We start from the raw sequence: 17,223 nt of genomic DNA on the forward strand, positions 1-17,223 counted from the left end.
TTAATGCGCAGAACGCCGATCAATGCGCTGTAGCGCGCGCGGCGGATCGCGGGTTCGTACTCTCGCTCAGATGCACCACGCGGTGCACCCCGACACACACGACGAGGGAGTCGACATGCTCACGATGTCCGGCCTGCTGGCAGCCGCGGACGAGGCGCCGGTCTACAACACGGCGTTCACCCCGCCGGATGGAGTGCTCGTGGTCCTCGGGTTCGCCATGGTCCTGGTGTTCATGACGCTGATCATGACCAGGCGCCTCACCCCGATGGTGGCCCTGATCCTGGTGCCGACCGTGTTCGGCCTGTTCGCGGGCGCAGGGCTCGGGCTCGGCGACATGGTGCTGGACGCCATCGGGACCATGGCGTCCACCGCGGCGCTGCTGATGTTCGCGATCATGTTCTTCGGGCTCATGATCGACGTCGGCCTGTTCGACCCGCTCATCCGGCTCATCACGCGGCTGCTCGGTGACGATCCGGCGAAGATCGTGCTCGGCACGGCGATCCTCGCCGCCGCCGTCTCGCTCGACGGCGACGGATCGACGACCTTCATCATCACGACCTCCGCGATGCTGCCGCTCTACCTGCGCCTGGGGATGAGCCCCGTCGTGCTCACCTGTGTCGCCGGCCTGATGAACGGCACGATGAACATCGTGCCGTGGGGCGGACCGACCGTCCGCGCCGCGACCGCGCTGAAGCTGGATGCCACCGACGTGTTCGTGCCGATGATCCCGTCGATGATCGCGGGAATCATCATCTCGCTCACCTTCGCGTGGTTCCTTGGTCTGTCCGAGCGACGTCGTCTGGCCGGCAGCGTGGACACCTCGCGCATCTCCGGAGAGCCCGGTGCCGTGACCGGCGGCGTGCAGCGCATCCTGCGCAGAGCCGACCCGAAGCCCGGCGCGCGCGCCGAGCTGCACACCGGCAACATCGTCACGGTCGCCGGCGGTCACGGCGGCGTCGGAACCGCGCAGCTCGTCGACGCGACCGACACCGCGATGGCCGACACGATGCTCGACCCGAACCGCCCGACGCTGCGTCCGAAGCTGATCTGGTTCAACCTCGCCCTCACGATCGCCGTGATGGTGCTGCTGGTGATGGACATCTTCCCGCTCGCCTACGTGTTCATGGTCGGTGCCGGCCTGGCGCTGGTGATCAACTTCCCGAAGCTGAAGAGCCAGGCCGACGAGATCGTGCAGCACGCGCCGTCGATCGTCGGCGTCGTCTCGATGGTGCTCGCCGCCGGCGTGCTGGTGGGCGTGCTGAACGGCACCGGGATGGTCGACGCCATGGCCTCGTGGATCACCACCGTCATCCCCGCATCGATGGGCCCGTTCCTGGCCGTCATCACGGGTGTGCTGTCGATCCCGTTCACGTTCTTCATGTCGAACGACGCGTTCTACTACGGGATCCTCCCCGTCCTCTCGCAGAGCGCCGCGCACTTCGGCATCGACCCGGTGGAGATGGCCCGCGCCTCGATCACGGGGCAGCCGGTGCACCTGCAGTCCCCGCTCGTGCCCGCGATCCTGCTGCTGGTGTCCCTGGCGAGCGTCAACCTCGGCGACCACCACAAGAAGGTGCTGTGGCGCGCCGTGATCGTCTCGCTGGCGATGCTGGTGGTCGGCGTGCTGGTTGGCGCGATCCCGTTCGCCGGCTGATCACACCGCAGGATGGTCGGCACGGTACCTTGTTCTCGTGCTGACCATCCTCGCCACCACCGGCCGCGTGCTGCTGCGCCACTGGCCGGCACTGCTGGCGTGGTACCTGGGCGGCATCCTGGTGCACTACTGGGTGACGGCGCTCGCCGGCTTCGTCGGCGCCTACAACTCCACCGGCGGTCTGCTGATCCTTCCGGTCGCCGTGCTGGCACGGCTGGTCAGCATGGTCGGGATGCTCCTGGTGCTGCGCGACGGGCTGCGATCGCTGCAGGCCGTCGCCCCGCTGCCCGAGTCGGCAGCCGAAAGGCGCCGCACCTTCGTGACCGCGCTGCTGGCGAGCATCCTGCCGTTCTTCGCGGTGTACTCGGCGCAGGGGATGCTGCGCGAGGATGCGCAGTCCTACGCGCTGCGCGCGCTGGCGAAGACCCGGGAGGAGATCGGCGCGACGCTCGGCACCGACCGCACGTTCGACCCGGGTGACAATGTGCTCGACCTGTCGTTCAACGTCTGGACGATCTCGGTCATCGTCATCGCGTTCGCCGCACGCTGGGCGTGGGGGCGCTGGGCGGATCGTCTGCCGAAGGGGCTTTCCCTGCTGGCCGTGTACTGCGAAGTCGTGTGGGTGTTCTTCTCGCTGATCCTGCTCGGGCAGCTGACGGACTCCGTGAACGGCTGGGTGGACACCCGCGTGGCGATGGCGTGGGTCGCCGACGCCCGCGAGACGGTCTCCGGCTGGTTCGTCCCGTTCGTGTGGCTGGGCGACGGGATCGGCTGGCTGCTCTCGCAGGTGGGCCCGGTGCTGCTCGCTCCGCTCGCCTGGCTCACCGTCGCCGGTGTGGTGTTCGGGCAGGCGATCGTCGCCGAGAAGCTCAGCATCCAGCACAGACTCGTCACCGAGATGCGTGAGCGCGCGGCGCGCGTGCCGAACCCGGTGATGCGACGGCTGCGCGATCTCGGCACCGAGCTGGGCTCGCGGTTCGTGCCGATCTGGCGCGCGATCCTGCTGATGTGGCGTGCGGGCCCGGTGATCATCGCCTCGTACGCGCTGCTGTACACCGTGGTCATCGTGGGGGAGTCGTGGCTGCGCTATGGCGAGAGCCGCCTGATCGGACCGCACGACCTGAGCACGTTCTGGGTGGTGTACTGGCCGGTGATCTACCTGCTGCCGCCGCTGATCATCGAGCCGATCCGCCTCTCGCTGATCGCCGCCGCCTACGACACCACGTTCGGGATGCTGCGACGCGCGCAGGACGCTCGGACGGATGCGGATGCCCCGACCACGGCGGAGGAGGCGGATGCCGCGGCGATCACCGCCGCGGCCGGCGTGCTGCCGACCGCGCCGCTGCCGGCCGGCGCCCCGGCACCCGTTGCCGCCCCGCCCGCGATCTGATCAGGGATCGATGCTGAATCGGACGTACTCGGAGCCGGGTCTGTGCGGCTCGATCACGACCCAGTACGGACCTTTCGCGTCGTCGGGGACGACGTAGGGCAGCACCAGCTGGTAGGGCTTCGCCTTCTCGTCCTCCGAGAACGTGACGCAGGTCTCCGGTTCGTCGGAGTTGTACTGCACACCGAGCTCGAGCCGTGCGGTGTCCCACTCGCGCCCGGTGCGCTGCTCGATGAGCCGCGGCGGAAGGCAGTAGGTGCCCTTGTCGTCGTGCGGGGTGACGTCGATGCCGACCAGGATGACCGTCGAGTTCTTCGGAACGTCCAGGCCGGTGGTGTCGGTGAGTGCCTTCGACTTGATCGGCCCCCAGGTCGACTTCGCGAGGTCGACGGTGCCGGACTTTCCGACATCCACGGCCCAGAGCGGCTGAGAGGAGTCGGGGAAGGCGTGCTTCCACTCCCACCAGGCCGCGCCGAGCACGGTGGCGGGGAGGAGGACGGCCAGGGCGATGAGCGCCGCGGAGTTGCTCCGCCACCATCCGCGGCGCTGCGCGGTCATTTCGCCCATCCGATCTCGTCCAGCGTGACCTCGTTGCGGATCGTCACGTCGTCGAGGTCGAGCGCGACCTCGATCACGCCGTCGGGGGCATCGTCGGTGGTTCGGGACAGGATCAGCGTGGCGGGGCCGGCGATCGCGCCCTCGGGCAGTTCGAAGGCGAGACTGCCGTGCCGAGGGACCCCCGTGAACAGGCCCATGTCGCGTGCGGTGGTGCCGCGTTCCGTGGCGGAGAACAGTCGATCTCCGATCCGCAGTCGCGCCACCAGTCGGGTGTTCACCGGAGTCTGCACGGCCGCCGCGTCGATGTCCACCACCAGCCAGGTGCCCTCGGCCCGCCAGCCGCGCTCGTCGACCACGGCGCGCCCGCCCCGAACCTCGGTGACCGTGACGGAGAGGTTGCGGGCCTGGGCGTGCTCTCCGACCGTGGTCGATGTCACGAAGCTCTCGTAGACCGCGTCCTCGGGCTGCTTGATCTGGGTGAGGAACCAGGCCGCGATGACGAGCAGGATCGACAGCACCCAGGGGGCCGCCGTGCGCAGGAGGCCGCGTCGTGGGGGCGCCGGCTCTGCCGCCGGGGTCGCGGGAGGCGCGGGGACGGTCATGGCGTCTCCTCCTCGGGCAGTGCCTCGACGGGGACGGTGACGTACGCGCCGGTGCGGAAGTCGTACCAGTACCCTCCGCGCCCCACGAAGCTGGCCTGGTAGTGCGTGGCGTCGGGCAGCGTGACGCGGATCTCGTCGCCTGCCGAGACGGCATCGGCGTCGACGACCCAGGCCAGCTGCACGCGCGTCGGCACTCCGGGCTGCAGGGTGGACGCGCTGCTCCCGTCCGCGACGCGATTGCGGCTGGGGGCGGCCAGCTTCATGCCGTCGACTCCGATCCCGCCGAGTGCATCCTTCTCACCCGTGGGGCGCGGCTCGTCGAACTCGTTGGTGACGTCGAGCACGACGACGAGAGTGCGCTGCCCCTCCTCGGGCGTGACTCCGCTGCCGCGCACGTACCCGCCGACGCCCGCACTGACCACGGTCATGTCCAGCTGCGAGCCGGTGTAGCTCTCGCCGGCGGAGATCTCGACGGGCTTCGGCTGCTCCTGCGGGGCGAGTCCGCCGAAGGCGGCCGTCGCGCCGAGCAGGATCGCGCCGGCGCCGGTGATGATCCATCCTGTGGGGACCTTGTCGGTCGTCTTCCTCACCCAGGACGTCAGGCGCGCTTCTGACTCCGCGCGCCCTGCCGCGTCGGCATCCGCCTCGTCGTTCTCCCCCACGGGCGCCCCTCCTGTCGGCACAAGCATAAGGTTCCCGGCCCCGCTGTCACCCACGTCATAGGCTGGATGCATGCCAGAGCCGTCTTCGTCCGCGGGGACTCTCCTCGCCGGTGCCGCTGTCGAACTCGCCCGCCGCTGGGTGGCCGAGGAGGCGGCGGAAGAGGTCGACCCCGCCGCCGCCCGCCTCGCCGGAGTCCTTCAGGACCGCAACGGACTGCCGTTCACCCTCGGCTTCGTCGACGGCGTGATGCGTCCGGAGAGCCTCGGCGCCGCAGCATCCACCCTGCACAGGGTCGCCCCGCTGACCCCCGACTTCCTGCCCTGGTACCTGCGCGGGGCGGTGCGTGTCGGCGGAGCCGTCGCGCCGGTGCTGCCGATGCCGACCGTGCCCATCGCCCGTCGCGTGCTGCGCGAGATGGTCGGCCACCTCATCGTCGACGCCCGGCCCGAGAAGCTGGGGCCGGCGATCGAGAAGCTGCGCGCCGACGGCTCTCGACTGAACCTCAACCTGCTCGGCGAGGCCGTGCTCGGTGAGGCCGAGGCGAAGCGCCGGCTCGATGGCATCCACGAACTGATCCGCCGCCCCGACGTCGACTACGTGTCGGTCAAGGTGTCGGCGGTGACCAGCCGCATCTCGATGTGGGCCTTCGACCAGGTCGTCGAGGAGACCGCGAAGCGGCTGCTGCCGCTGTACCTGACCGCCGCACTGACGAACACCTTCATCAACCTCGACATGGAGGAGTACCGCGACCTCGACCTGACGATCGCGGTGTTCACCCGCATCCTCGAGGACCCGCGGCTGCGCGACCTCGAGGCCGGGATCGTGCTGCAGGCCTACCTGCCCGACGCCCTTCCTGCGCTGCGCGAACTGACCGCATGGGCGCGCGAGCGCGTCGCGCACGGCGGCGCACGCATCAAGGTGCGCCTCGTCAAAGGCGCGAACCTCGCCATGGAGCACGTCGACGCCGTCACGCACGGCTGGACGCCCGCTCCCTATGACACCAAGCTCGACACCGACGCGAACTACCTGCGCTGCCTGGACGAGGCGCTGTGGCCGCGGAACACCTCCGCGGTGCGGGTCGGTGTCGCCGGGCACAACCTGTTCGACATCGCCTACGCCTGGCTGCTGGCGGGGGAGCGCGGTGTGCGACCCGACATCGAGTTCGAGATGCTGCTGGGCATGGCGCAGGGCCAGGTCAAGGCCGTCTCCCGCGAGGTCGGCAACGTGCTGCTGTACGTGCCGGTGGTCGCGCCCGCCGAGTTCGACGTCGCGATCAGCTACCTGGTGCGCCGCCTCGAGGAGAACGCGTCCCCGTCGAACTTCCTCTCCGCCGCGCTCGACTTCGGCACCCAGCCGCAGCTGTTCGAGCGCGAGAAGATGCGGTTCCTCGACTCGGTCACCCGCTCCCGCGATCACTCGCTGCGCATCGGCCCGCGCCGCCGGCAGGACAGGACGGCTCCCGCGCACGAGTCCGTGCGCCCGGCATCCATGGCTCCCGCTGCCGACGCCGACCTGACCGGCGTCGTGCTGGGCATCGCCGCAGGCACCGAGACGGATGCTGAGGACGAGGACTACCTGCAGACCGCCGTGTACGCACGGCGCGAGGCGACCAGGCCGCAACCGTCGGACGGCCTCCGCCGCGGTCGCGGAGGCGCCGAGCCCGGGGAGGGTGCACCCGGCTTCGCCAACACGGCCGACAGTGACCCGTCGCTCCCGGCGAACCGGGAGTGGGCGCGCGGCGTGTTCGATCGCATCACCGCCGCAGGCGTGTCGCAACTGGGGCTCTCCACCCTCGCCGCGGCGCGCATCGACGACGCGGACGTGCTCGCGGGCACCGTCGGACGGGTGCGGGATGCCGCGGCATCCTGGGCCTCACGCTCGGCGGCGGAGCGCTCCGAGATCCTGATGCGCGCGGCAGCGGCCCTCGAGGCACGGCGTGCAGACCTGATCGAGGTCGCCGCGATCGAGACCGGCAAGGTGTTCTCCGAGGGTGACATCGAGGTCAGCGAGGCCGTCGACTTCGCCCGCTACTACGCGTCGACGGCCAAGGAGCTCGACGCGATCGCCGGCGCCGCGTTCACCCCGGCGCGCGTGACCGTCGTCACCCCGCCGTGGAACTTCCCGCTGGCGATCCCGTCCGGCGGCGTGCTGGCCGCGCTCGCCGCGGGCTCCGGCGTGGTGTTCAAGCCCGCGCACCAGGCCCGCCGCTGCGCCGCCGTCATCGCCGAATGCCTCTGGCAGGCAGGCGTTCCGCGCGATGTGCTGAGCCTGGTGGACATCTCCGAGAGCGGGCTGGGCAAGCAGCTGATCACGCATCCGGACGTCGACAGGGTGATCCTCACCGGGTCGTGGGACACCGCCGCGCTGTTCCGCTCCTGGCGCCCCGACCTGCCGCTGCTCGCCGAGACCAGCAGCAAGAACGCCATCATCATCACCCCCACGGCCGATCTCGACCTCGCGGTGGCTGACCTGGTCAAGAGCGCCTTCAGTCACGCAGGGCAGAAGTGCTCGGCGGCCTCGCTCGCGATCCTGGTCGGGCCCGTGGGGCACTCGAAGCGCTTCGCACGCCAGCTGGCCGACGCAGTGAAGTCGCTGCACGTGGCCTGGCCCTCCGACCCCGAGGCCGAGATGGGCCCGGTCATCGAGAAGCCGCAGGGCAAGCTCGAATGGGCGCTGACCACGCTCGAGGGCGAGGAGAAGTGGCTGATCGAGCCGAAGCGCGTTCCCGGCGACGAAACGGGGCGGCTCTGGACTCCCGGCATCCGCACCGGCGTGCGACCCGGTTCGCGCACCCACCTGGAGGAGTTCTTCGGGCCCGTGCTGGGCATCATGCACGCGCACACGCTCTCGCAGGCGATCAACCTGCAGAATCAGGTGGCCTATGGGCTGACAGCGGGCCTGCACACACAGGACCCCGACGACCTCGCGGTCTGGCTCGACCGGGTGCAGGCCGGCAACCTGTATGTGAACCGCGGCATCACGGGAGCGATCGTGCAGCGGCAGCCGTTCGGCGGCTGGAAGCGCTCCTCGGTCGGCGCCGGTGCGAAGGCCGGCGGCCCGAACTACCTGATCGGGCTGGGCACCTGGCGGGCGCAGTCCCGCGGCAAGACCTCGAAGACCCTGCATCTTCGCGGGCTGGACAGCCGCATCTCGGCCGTGATCGAGGCCGCGCAGCCCTCGCTGGAGTTCGAGCAGTTCGAGCGGCTGCGTCAGGCGGCTCTCTCCGACGCCGTCGCATGGGACCGCGAGTTCGGGCAGGTGCGCGACGTGTCCCAGCTGATCGTGGAGCGCAACCTGTTCCGGTATCGGCCGGTGCCGGTCGCCGTGCGCGCGACCGCGGATGCCGGGCTCGCCGACGTGCTGCGCGTCGTGATCGCCGGCATCCGAGCCGGGGCGCCGTTCCTGCTCTCCGTGCCCGACGGGCTGCCGGCCGCGGTGCGCCGCTTCCTCGGCATCCTCGATCTGCCGATCTCGGTCGAGACGGACGCCGAGTGGATCGATCGCGTGCGCGGAGGGGATGCCGCGGAGCAGGAGGGCGTCGAGGCGGTCGTCGAGCACACGCCGATGCCCGGCCGGGTGCGCCTGGTCGGCGGACGCGACGCGGTCGCCGAGCTGCACGCGGCGCTCGCGACGGCGGTCGCCGGCGACCCCGACATCGCGGTCTACGACGGCGAGGTCACCATGGCGGGCCGCATCGAGCTGCTGCCCTTCGTGCACGAGCAGTCCGTGACGATCACCGCGCACCGCTTCGGCAACCCCGACGACTGGAGCGCGGGCATCATCTGAATGGTGGGCCGCGCGTTCGACTGTCCGGCATCCGGCGTGCGAAAATATGAGTGGCGTGCCTGAGTCGCATCTTCCCCGCACCGCAGCGGGTCGAACTTCCGCAAGGCCCCTGGACAGCGTCCGCCGCATCCTGAATTCGAGGAGCACCCATGACGACGCCTGAGACCGCGACCGCTGTCGCCCCGGCCCGCATCGCCCACCACCGCCGCTACCTGATGTGCAGGCCCACGCACTTCACGGTGAACTACAGCATCAACCCGTGGATGGAGCCGGCCAACCCGACCGACACCTCCAAGGCCGTCGAGCAGTGGCAGAAGCTGTACGACCTGTACCTCGAGCTGGGCCACGAGGTCGACCTCATCGAGCCCCTCGCCGGCTACCCCGACATGGTCTACACGGCCAACGGCGGCTTCGTGATCGACGGTCGCGCCTACGTGCCGGCGTTCTACTACGAGCAGCGCAAGGGCGAGGCCCCGGCGTTCGCCGACTGGTTCCGCGCGAACGGCTTCGACACCGTCATGCCCAAGGAGATCAACGAGGGCGAGGGCGACTTCCTGCTCGCCGGCGACGTGATCCTCGCCGGCACCGGCTTCCGCTCCGCCGGCGACAGCCACCGCGAGGTGCACGAGGTCTTCGGCCGCGAGGTCATCACGCTGAAGCTCGTCGACCCGCGGTTCTACCACCTCGACACCGCGCTGACCATCCTCGACCCGGTCGTCGAGCCCGGCCAGACCGCCGGCATCGCCTACCTGCCGCACGCTTTCGACGAGGCATCCCAGAAGATCCTCGCCGAGCGCTTCCCCGACGCGATCCTCGTCGCCGACGAGGACGGCGCGGTGTTCGGCCTGAACTCGGCGAGCGACGGCTACAACGTCATCATCTCGCCGCGCGCCACCGGCTTCGAGAAGCAGCTGCGCGAGCGCGGCTACAACCCCCTCATGGTCGACCTGTCCGAGCTGCTGCTCGGCGGCGGCGGCATCAAGTGCTGCACCCTCGAACTGCGGGGTGCCTGATGGGCGGCGTCGTCGACACGGCCCTCGAGCCGCACGTCGCCACCAACTACGCACCACTGCCGGTGGTCATCGCACGCGCCGAGGGTGCGTGGGTGACGGATGTCGAGGGCAAGCGCTACCTCGACCTGCTCGCCGCCTACTCGGCGGTGAACTTCGGACACCAGCATCCGGCCGTCGTCGCCGCGCTCACCGAGCAGCTCGGCCGCGTCGCCCTGACCAGCCGCGCCTTCATGAACGACCGGCTCGAGCCGTTCGCCGAGGCCCTCGCCCGGCTGAGCGGCAAGGAGATGGTGCTGCCGATGAACACCGGCGCCGAGGCCGTCGAGACCGGCATCAAGGTCGCGCGCGCCTGGGGCTACCGGGTCAAGGGCGTCGAGAACGGCAAGGCCCGCGTGGTCGTCGCCAAGGGCAACTTCCACGGCCGCACCACCACGATCGTCAGCTTCAGCGACGACGAGGAGGCGCGCGCGCCGTTCGGCCCGTTCACGCCCGGCTTCGACCAGGTGCCCTACGGCGACGCGGATGCCATCGCCGCGGCCATCACCGACGACACGGTCGCCGTTCTGGTGGAGCCGATCCAGGGCGAGGCCGGAGTCATCATCCCGCCCGAGGGCTACCTGCGCCGCATCCGCGAGATCTGCGACGAGCGCAACGTCCTGTTCATCGCCGACGAGATCCAGTCCGGTCTCGGCCGGGTCGGCGAGACCTTCGCCTGCGACCGCGAGGGCGTCGTGCCCGACCTGTACCTGCTGGGCAAGGCGCTCGGCGGCGGCATCCTCCCGGTGTCGGCCGTCGTCGGAAACCGCGACGTGCTGGGCGTCATCCGCCCCGGTGAGCACGGCTCGACCTTCGGCGGCAACCCGCTGTCGGCGGCCGTCGGCCTTCGGGTGGTCGAGATGCTCGAGTCCGGCGAGTTCCAGGAACGCGCACGCGCGCTCGGCGAGCACCTCGCAGGCGCGCTGCAGCCGCTGATCGGCCACGGTGTGACCGCAGTGCGCATCGCGGGCCTCTGGGCCGGAGTCGACATCGACCCGGAGCAGGGCACCGGACGCGAGGTCGCCGAGAAGCTCATGGAGCGCGGCGTGCTCGTCAAGGACACGCACGGCCAGACCATCCGCATCGCACCGCCGCTCGTGGTCCGCGCGACCGAGCTGGACTGGGCCGTCGAGCAGCTGAGGCTCGTGCTGGGGGCCTGAGAGTCAGCAATCCCCTGCGAGAAGCGCCTCCCGGCGCGAGACTCAGCGCGTGAGCGCTCGTCTCGTGTCGGGAGGCGCTTTTCGGTCAGGTCAGTCCTTCAGGAACGGCCCGGTGTCCTGCTCGCGCACCGTCGGGTCGTCGAGGCCGGCCAGCTCGTCCTCGCCGACGAGTTCGTCGATGTCGAGTGTCGATGGCGACGCATCGCCGTGGCTCTCGGCCGACAGCGCGCCCGGCGTGATCCGGATCGGCTCGGTCGGCGCCACAGGCAGGCCGAAACGACGCTGGATCCGCCGCATCCACCGCGGCTGCGCACCGAGCACGCCTGTCTCGTCGTGCGATTCGACCTCGAGCCCGTAGTACTCGCCGATCCTGTCGATGAACTGCGCCCGCTCGGCCTTCGCGTACGCGCGGCGCTCGCGGGTGAACGCCACGACCGTCGACCAGCACATCAGCAGCATCACCACGCTGAACGGCAGGGCGATGGTGATCGCCGCGGTCTGCAGCGCCGTGAGGCCGCCCGAGAGCAGCAACGAGATGGCCAGCAGGGCGGTGATCGCGACGAAGAACGTGCGGATCCAGCGCTTCGGCTCCGGCTTGCCGCCGGTGGCGATCATGCCCATCACCAGAGCGCCCGAGTCCGCGGACGTGATGAAGAAGATCGCGAGCAGCACGATCGCGCCGACGCTGACGATCGCCGAGCCCGGCACGTGCTGCAGCATCTCGAACAGCGCACCCTGCAGGTCGACCTGCCCGTCGGGGCCGGTCAGCGTGCCCGGGTTCGCGAGCTCCATCGCGAGTGCCGAGCCGCCGAGCACCGAGAACCACAGGATGCCGATCAGCGTCGGCACCAGGATCACGCCGACCACGAACTCGCGCACGGTGCGGCCCTTCGAGACCCGGGCGATGAAGATCCCCACGAACGGCGCCCAGGAGATCCACCAGCCCCAGTAGAACGAGGTCCAGGACGCCTGCCACTGCTCGCCCGCCTCGCCCTGGAAGGCGCTGACGTTGAACGACAGGCCGACGAAGTTCTGGATGTAGTAGCCGATCGACTGCACGAAGTCGCGCAGCAGGAACTCTGTGGGTCCGACCGCCAGCAGATAGAGCACGAGCAGGCCCGCGAGCATCAGGTTGATGTTCGAGAGCCATTTCATGCCCTTGGTCACGCCCGACAGCACCGACATCAGCACGAACACCGAGATGATCAGGATCAGGACGACCTGAGTCGTCTCATCGGGGTCGGCGATGCCGGCGGTGTGCAGGCCCGAACTCATCTGCAGCACGCCGAGACCGAGCGAGGTGGCGACGCCGAACAGAGTGCCGACCAGGGCGATGACGTCGATCGCGTGCCCCCAGCCGCCCTCGACACGCTTGCCGAGCAGCGGCTCCAGAGTCCACCGGATCGACACCGGCCGGCGACGCCGGTGGATGGCATAGGCGAGCGCGAGGCCGATCACCACGTAGATCGACCAGGCGTGCACGCCCCAGTGCAGGTAGGTCTGCCCGAGAGCGGCCTGAGCGAGCTGCTCGGGGGTGCCGGTGACGCCGGGGCGCGGGTTCGCGAAGTGGCTGAGCGGTTCGCTCACGCCGTAGAACACCAGCCCGATGCCCATGCCTGCCGCGAACAGCAGCGAGAACCAGCTGATCAGCGAGAACTCCGGCTCCTCGTCATCGCGGCCGAGCTTGATGTCGCCGAACCTGCTGAAGCCGAGGAACAGGCAGAACGCGACGAAGAACGCCGCGATCAGCACGTAGTACCAGTTGAAGGCGTTCACGATCGTGGTCTGGATGGTCTGGAACAGCGCCTCGGCGATCTTCGGCGCCAGCAGGGCGAACAGTACGAACAGCACGACGATCGCTGCGGAGGGCCAGAACACCCACCCCAGCACCTCTGGCGATCGGCGCTTCGCGCCCGCCCTCGCTTTCTGTGCTGCGCCCGTCGGATCAGCCCCGCCTCTGTCTCCGGTCATGCCTCCACGCTATCCGCGGGTGTTGCCCGCCGACAGGGCATGACACGGGAGTCGGAGGATCGAAGGGGCGCGGATACCCTGGTGCGGTGAGCGAGACGAGCGAAGCCGTGGACGCGCCGACGGCCCGCGAGGTCCCGCCGGACCGGTTCCTGTCCTTCGTGTGGCAGGCCTGGCCGTGGATGAACTGGCTGATGCCGGCGTTCTTCTGCGTGAGCGGCCTCTTCCGCGAGGGAGGCTGGATGGCCCTGATCATGCTCATGGTCTCGCCGATCCTGATCCCGGCCGCCGGCCTGCTCCAGTCCCTGCCGAGGATGCTGCTGCGCAGGAGCGGTGCCCGTCAGGCTCCTGCGCCGATCGCGCCTCTGCTCTTCGTGACCTGGTGGAGCTGGTTCCTGCTGGCGATCTCGATGCAGGATGCCGGCGACGGCCCCACGACGCCGTCGATCCTGGAGAACATCACCGGCACCATCCAGTCCTCGTCCTTCCTCGGCGCGGTCCTGGGGGCCGCGGCGCTGGGGATCCTGTTGTCGGGGTTCGCGATCCTGATGCTCGCCGTGACCCTGCCGCGCGGTGCCGCCTCCTCGCGACCGTGGCGGATCACCGCGATGGTCTCGGTCGTCGCCGTGCCGGCGCTGATCTTCGGGTTCGTGTTCGCGTTCGCCTCCGCAGCGGCGGCCGAGGTGCAGGCTCGGACCGATGCCGCGGGCGACACCGTCGCAGAAGCGCAGGCGCGAAGTCTCGAAGAGCAGGGCCAGCTGGCCGCGCAGCGCTACGAGAAGAACCAGCGCACGCTGTCCGAGGTGCGCGCGCTCATCGCGCCGGACGGCTGGGCAGAGGCGGCCGGCGGCGGCGCTCCCACCCGGGATGCGCCGGGATGCAGCAGAGAGGTCGACTGCTACGACGTGTTCGCCGGCTTCAGCAGCGATGCATTCGGTGAGGACGGGCCGCGGATCGACCTCGACGCACTGGAGACCCGGCTCACCGCGCAGGGGTGGGAGAAGGGGCGCTGGTTCGGCGCGGAGGATCGGGGGCTCGTGGTGACCGACGCCGACGGGGCTGAGCTGACGGTCACCGACTGGGGCGAGATCTCGCTGAACAGCCCGGCCTGGTGGGGCGACTGGTACGACTTCGCCGATCAGATCGAATCCGATCGGGACATCGCCGATCAGGAGCTCGCGCCGACGTACGCCGCCGACGAGTGGCCGCCGCTCTGATCAGTCCTGCATCCGCCGCTCGGCGCGCACCGTCTCCCATTCGTCGACGATCTCCGGCATCCGACGTGCCATGAAGCGGAAGAACTCGGCCATCTCCTCGGCACGATCGTGCGCGACGTGATCCGCGGCGTGCGCGGCGCCGATGGCGTCGATCTGCGTCGCCAGGCTCTCGTAGATGGGGGAGTTGTTGGTCATCAGGCCGTACCACGTGTCCGGGATGATCTCGTAGCGCACCAGCCGCTGGTCGGGGCGTGAGATGCGGCGGATCACCATGACCGTCTGCAGGTAGCGCACCGCGCCGGACACGGCGGCGGCACTCACGCCCAACCGCTCGCCGAGCTCACCGGCGGTGTATCCGCCGGCCGGTGCGGCGATCAGAGCCATCATCACGCGGGCCGGCATCCGCGGGAATCCGACCGCGGTGATCACTGCAGCGGCACTCTCGGCAGCATCCACTCCGAGGTGCTCGGCGGTGCCGTCTTCGGCGGTCATGTCAGTCCCCACTTCTCGATCCTCCCAGAGAACCCGCTCCGGTCGCGCGGACGGCTGGTTCCCAGCCTCCCGCACGAGCCGCCCGTGCGACCGGAGCGGAGCACGTCACCCCACCGGATGCAGCTCGCGGCGGCGCATCAGCGACAGGGATGCCACCGCGCCGACCGCGATGGCCAGCACGATCCACCACACGCCGCGCAGATCCACGTCGCCGTTCGCGACGATCGGCGAGACGGCGAACGGCGAGAACTTCGTGGTCCACTCCGGCAGCCCGAACAGGGGCCCGAACATGCCGAACACCGTCGCCAGCAGCACCACGGCCCAGGCCAGCGGGATGGTCGCCCGGGGGATCAGCACGAACAGCAGCGCCGCGACCACCGTGAACACGCACGCGGCGAGCATCTGCCCGAGCCCGACGACCGTGACCACGCGGAAGAGCTCCTTCTTGCCGTCGTTCGCCAGCAGGCCGAGGTAGGCCGCCGCCATCGCCGCTCCGCAGATGATCAGCACCGCGAAGGTCGCCACGAGAACGTAGTCGGTGAGCCAGCGCACGCGTCCGACGGGCTGTGCGAGCACGCTCTCGGCGGTGCCGTGGGCCTCCTCCTGGCGTGCCCGGACCACGATCTGCACGGCCGCGCAGGCCGCGAGTACGCCGAGCATCGTGAAGAACACCGTGATCAGGGTCTCGTCGATCGAGCCCGCCTTGGCGATCTTGTCCAGGATGTCCTGCACGGCCGGATTCGATCCGGAGATCTCACCGGCGAGGCCGCTCAGGGTCGTCGCCAGGATGCCGACCAGGGCTCCACCGATGGCCCAGCCGATGATGCCGCCAGAGGTGAGACGCCACACCAGCGCCTGCGGACGGGACAGAGCCGGCCGCGCGTACCGGCGGCCGTCGCGGGCGGGCACGAAGCCCTCACCCATGTCTCGCACCGACTGCAGCGCGATCGCGATGACCGCGAGCACCAGGCCGAACGCGAGGCCGAGCAGCGCCGGCCCCCATGCGTTCGTGTCGTATGGCCGTGCCTGTTCGGCCCAGCCGAACGGCGACAGCCACACCGGCCAGGCGCTGTCGATGCGGGTGAGATCGTTGCTGGGGGTGCCCGCGACATTGCCGATGCCGTTGATCAGGAACGTCGCGACAAGAATCCAGATGGTGAGCGAGTTCGCGCCGCGCGAGGTGCGCATCAGCTGCGCGGCCATCAGGCCGATGCCGAGGAACGCGATGCCGGAGGTCGCCGTGACGACGCCGGTCAGCCAGGAGCCCTCGGCATCGAGGCCGGAGCCGATCAGCGATGCCGCCACGAGCAGCCCCAGCACGACGTTGGCGAGCAGGCCGAGGAGGAGGGCCGCGACAGTCGGCTTCGTGCGTCCGGCCGGGGTGGCCGCGACCAGCTCGGAGCGGCCCGCCTCCTCATCGCCGCGGGTGTGCCGCACCGCGAGGAACGTGCTCATCAGAGCTGCGAGCATGGTGAGCCAGGGCAGGATCTCGAAGGACAGGAATGCGCCTTCGGAGGCTCCGGACGGCAGGCCGCGGAACATCATGATGACGGGGTTGGCCATCACCGCGGCGAGCACGTCCACGCGGTCGGCGTGGGTGGCGTACGACTGGGTGACACCGGCGAACCCGGCATAGGCCATCATCACCGTGGCGAGGATCCAGAGCAGCAGCTGCAGCCAGTCGCGGCGCAGGCGCTGTCGGAGCAGAGCGGACATCAGCGGGACACCTTCTCCTGGGCACGGCGAGACGCACGCGTCTCGCCCTCGTCCTCGGCGGCGCGGAGGGCGGCGAGGTCGTCGCCGTAGTGCCGCAGGAACAGCTCCTCGAGGGAGGGCGGCTCGATCCGCAGGCCCTCGACCGAGCGCTGCGCGAGCACGGGGAGCACGGCCGGGATCGCGTCGCTGTCGACGGTGAACCGGGCTCGGCCGTCGTCGACGGTGCCGTCGTGCGCCTCAGGGATTCCGGCCAGAGCCGCGGCATCCGTCGCCTCGAACGAGACCTCGGTGCGGGTCAGGTGGCGCAGCTCGGAGAGCGTGCCGGACTCGACGATCTTCCCGGCGCGGATGATGCTGACGCGGTCGCAGAGCAGCTCGACCTCGGAGAGGATGTGGCTGGACAGCAGTACGGTCGCGCCTGCCTGGTGCAGCCGCTGCACCTCGTCGCGGAACACGACCTCCATCAGCGGGTCGAGGCCGCTGGTCGGCTCGTCGAGGATGTACAGGTCGGCGGGGACGGCGAAGGCGGCGATCAGCGCGACCTTCTGCCTGTTGCCCTTCGAGTAGGCACGGCCCTTCTTGCGCGGGTCGAACTGGAAGGCGGTCATCAGGCGCTCCCGCTCAGCGCGATACGCGGCGGACTTCGTCTTGGCGCCGCGCAGTCGCGCGAGGAAGTCGATCGCCTCGCCGCCGGACAGGTTCGGCCACACGCTGACGTCACCCGGCACGTACGCGATGCGTCGGTGCAGGCGGGAGGCGGCGTGCCACGGCTCCTCGCCGAACACGGATGCCTCGCCGCCGGACTTGCGGGCAAGGCCCAGCAGGATGCGGATGGTGGTGGACTTGCCCGCACCGTTCGGGCCGAGGAAGCCGTGCACCTGGCCCGCTTCCACCTCGAGGTCGAGTCCGTCGAGGGCGTGCACGCGACCATAGGTCTTCGTCAGACCGCGCGTGCTGATGATTGTGTTCAT

Annotated in this window: 13 protein-coding genes; 6 read left to right on the forward strand and 7 right to left on the reverse strand. The window is 70.0% G+C overall.

Annotated elements, in window-relative coordinates; genetic code table 11:
• The first annotated feature begins 124 nt into the window (after nucleotides 1-124).
• Nucleotides 125-1,654: a CitMHS family transporter gene (locus ACFVDO_RS10140; RefSeq protein WP_378856132.1), complete on the forward strand. Its 1,530-nt coding sequence runs from the start codon at nucleotides 125-127 to the stop codon at nucleotides 1,652-1,654.
• 37 nt (nucleotides 1,655-1,691) lie between these two features.
• A complete protein-coding gene (locus ACFVDO_RS10145; protein ID WP_378856116.1) occupies nucleotides 1,692-3,044 on the forward strand; it encodes a hypothetical protein in 1,353 nt (450 codons plus the stop codon).
• On the opposite strand, the gene ACFVDO_RS10150 is transcribed toward ACFVDO_RS10145, so the two are convergent.
• From ACFVDO_RS10150 to ACFVDO_RS10160, 3 genes are read right to left on the reverse strand one after another with little or no spacing between them, the layout of a single operon-like run.
• Entirely contained in the window at nucleotides 3,045-3,599 is a 555-nt protein-coding gene (locus tag ACFVDO_RS10150; RefSeq protein ID WP_378856114.1) for a hypothetical protein, read from the reverse strand. It lies immediately after the preceding gene.
• Nucleotides 3,596-4,201 (reverse strand): hypothetical protein, encoded by a 606-nt coding sequence (locus ACFVDO_RS10155; protein ID WP_378856112.1) that lies wholly within the window; start codon nucleotides 4,199-4,201, stop codon nucleotides 3,596-3,598. Before ACFVDO_RS10155 ends, ACFVDO_RS10150 begins: the two co-directional genes overlap by 4 nt.
• Nucleotides 4,198-4,863, reverse strand: coding sequence for a hypothetical protein (locus ACFVDO_RS10160; protein WP_378856110.1), 666 nt, complete (start codon nucleotides 4,861-4,863; stop codon nucleotides 4,198-4,200). The genes ACFVDO_RS10155 and ACFVDO_RS10160 overlap by 4 nt, the downstream gene beginning before the upstream one ends.
• A 70-nt stretch (nucleotides 4,864-4,933) precedes the next feature.
• Here ACFVDO_RS10160 and ACFVDO_RS10165 point away from each other — a divergent pair, with 70 nt between their 5' ends.
• The 3 genes from ACFVDO_RS10165 to rocD all read left to right on the forward strand — a co-directional run bounded on the left by ACFVDO_RS10165 (nucleotide 4,934) and on the right by rocD (nucleotide 10,859).
• Nucleotides 4,934-8,650 carry a proline dehydrogenase family protein gene (locus ACFVDO_RS10165; RefSeq protein ID WP_378856108.1) on the forward strand — a complete coding sequence of 1,239 codons (3,717 nt, stop codon included), beginning with the start codon at nucleotides 4,934-4,936 and terminating at the stop codon, nucleotides 8,648-8,650.
• 149 nt (nucleotides 8,651-8,799) lie between these two features.
• Nucleotides 8,800-9,663: a dimethylargininase gene (gene ddaH / locus ACFVDO_RS10170; protein WP_378856106.1), complete on the forward strand. Its 864-nt coding sequence runs from the start codon at nucleotides 8,800-8,802 to the stop codon at nucleotides 9,661-9,663.
• Nucleotides 9,663-10,859, forward strand: coding sequence for an ornithine--oxo-acid transaminase (gene rocD, locus ACFVDO_RS10175; RefSeq protein WP_378856104.1), 1,197 nt, complete (start codon nucleotides 9,663-9,665; stop codon nucleotides 10,857-10,859). The genes ddaH and rocD overlap by 1 nt, the downstream gene beginning before the upstream one ends.
• Nucleotides 10,860-10,949: 90 nt before the next feature.
• Here the strand turns inward: rocD and ACFVDO_RS10180 are convergent, their stop codons facing one another.
• Complete coding sequence (locus ACFVDO_RS10180; protein ID WP_378856102.1) at nucleotides 10,950-12,830, reverse strand: BCCT family transporter; 1,881 nt, start codon at nucleotides 12,828-12,830, stop codon at nucleotides 10,950-10,952.
• Nucleotides 12,831-12,916: 86 nt separating this feature from the next.
• On the opposite strand from ACFVDO_RS10180, the gene ACFVDO_RS10185 reads away from it, so the two are divergent.
• Nucleotides 12,917-14,044: a hypothetical protein gene (locus ACFVDO_RS10185; protein WP_378856100.1), complete on the forward strand. Its 1,128-nt coding sequence runs from the start codon at nucleotides 12,917-12,919 to the stop codon at nucleotides 14,042-14,044.
• On the opposite strand, the gene ACFVDO_RS10190 is transcribed toward ACFVDO_RS10185, so the two are convergent.
• The 3 genes from ACFVDO_RS10190 to ACFVDO_RS10200 form a co-directional block, all read right to left on the reverse strand.
• On the reverse strand, nucleotides 14,045-14,536 hold the full coding sequence (locus tag ACFVDO_RS10190; RefSeq protein WP_378856098.1) for a GbsR/MarR family transcriptional regulator: 492 nt from the start codon (nucleotides 14,534-14,536) through the stop codon (nucleotides 14,045-14,047).
• Nucleotides 14,537-14,641: 105 nt separating this feature from the next.
• Nucleotides 14,642-16,252 carry an ABC transporter permease gene (locus ACFVDO_RS10195; protein WP_378856096.1) on the reverse strand — a complete coding sequence of 537 codons (1,611 nt, stop codon included), beginning with the start codon at nucleotides 16,250-16,252 and terminating at the stop codon, nucleotides 14,642-14,644.
• Nucleotides 16,252-17,223, reverse strand: coding sequence for an ATP-binding cassette domain-containing protein (locus ACFVDO_RS10200; protein WP_378856094.1), 972 nt, complete (start codon nucleotides 17,221-17,223; stop codon nucleotides 16,252-16,254). The genes ACFVDO_RS10195 and ACFVDO_RS10200 overlap by 1 nt, the downstream gene beginning before the upstream one ends.

The organism is Microbacterium sp. NPDC057741 (genome assembly GCF_042798735.1).
GTDB lineage: Bacteria > Actinomycetota > Actinomycetes > Actinomycetales > Microbacteriaceae > Microbacterium.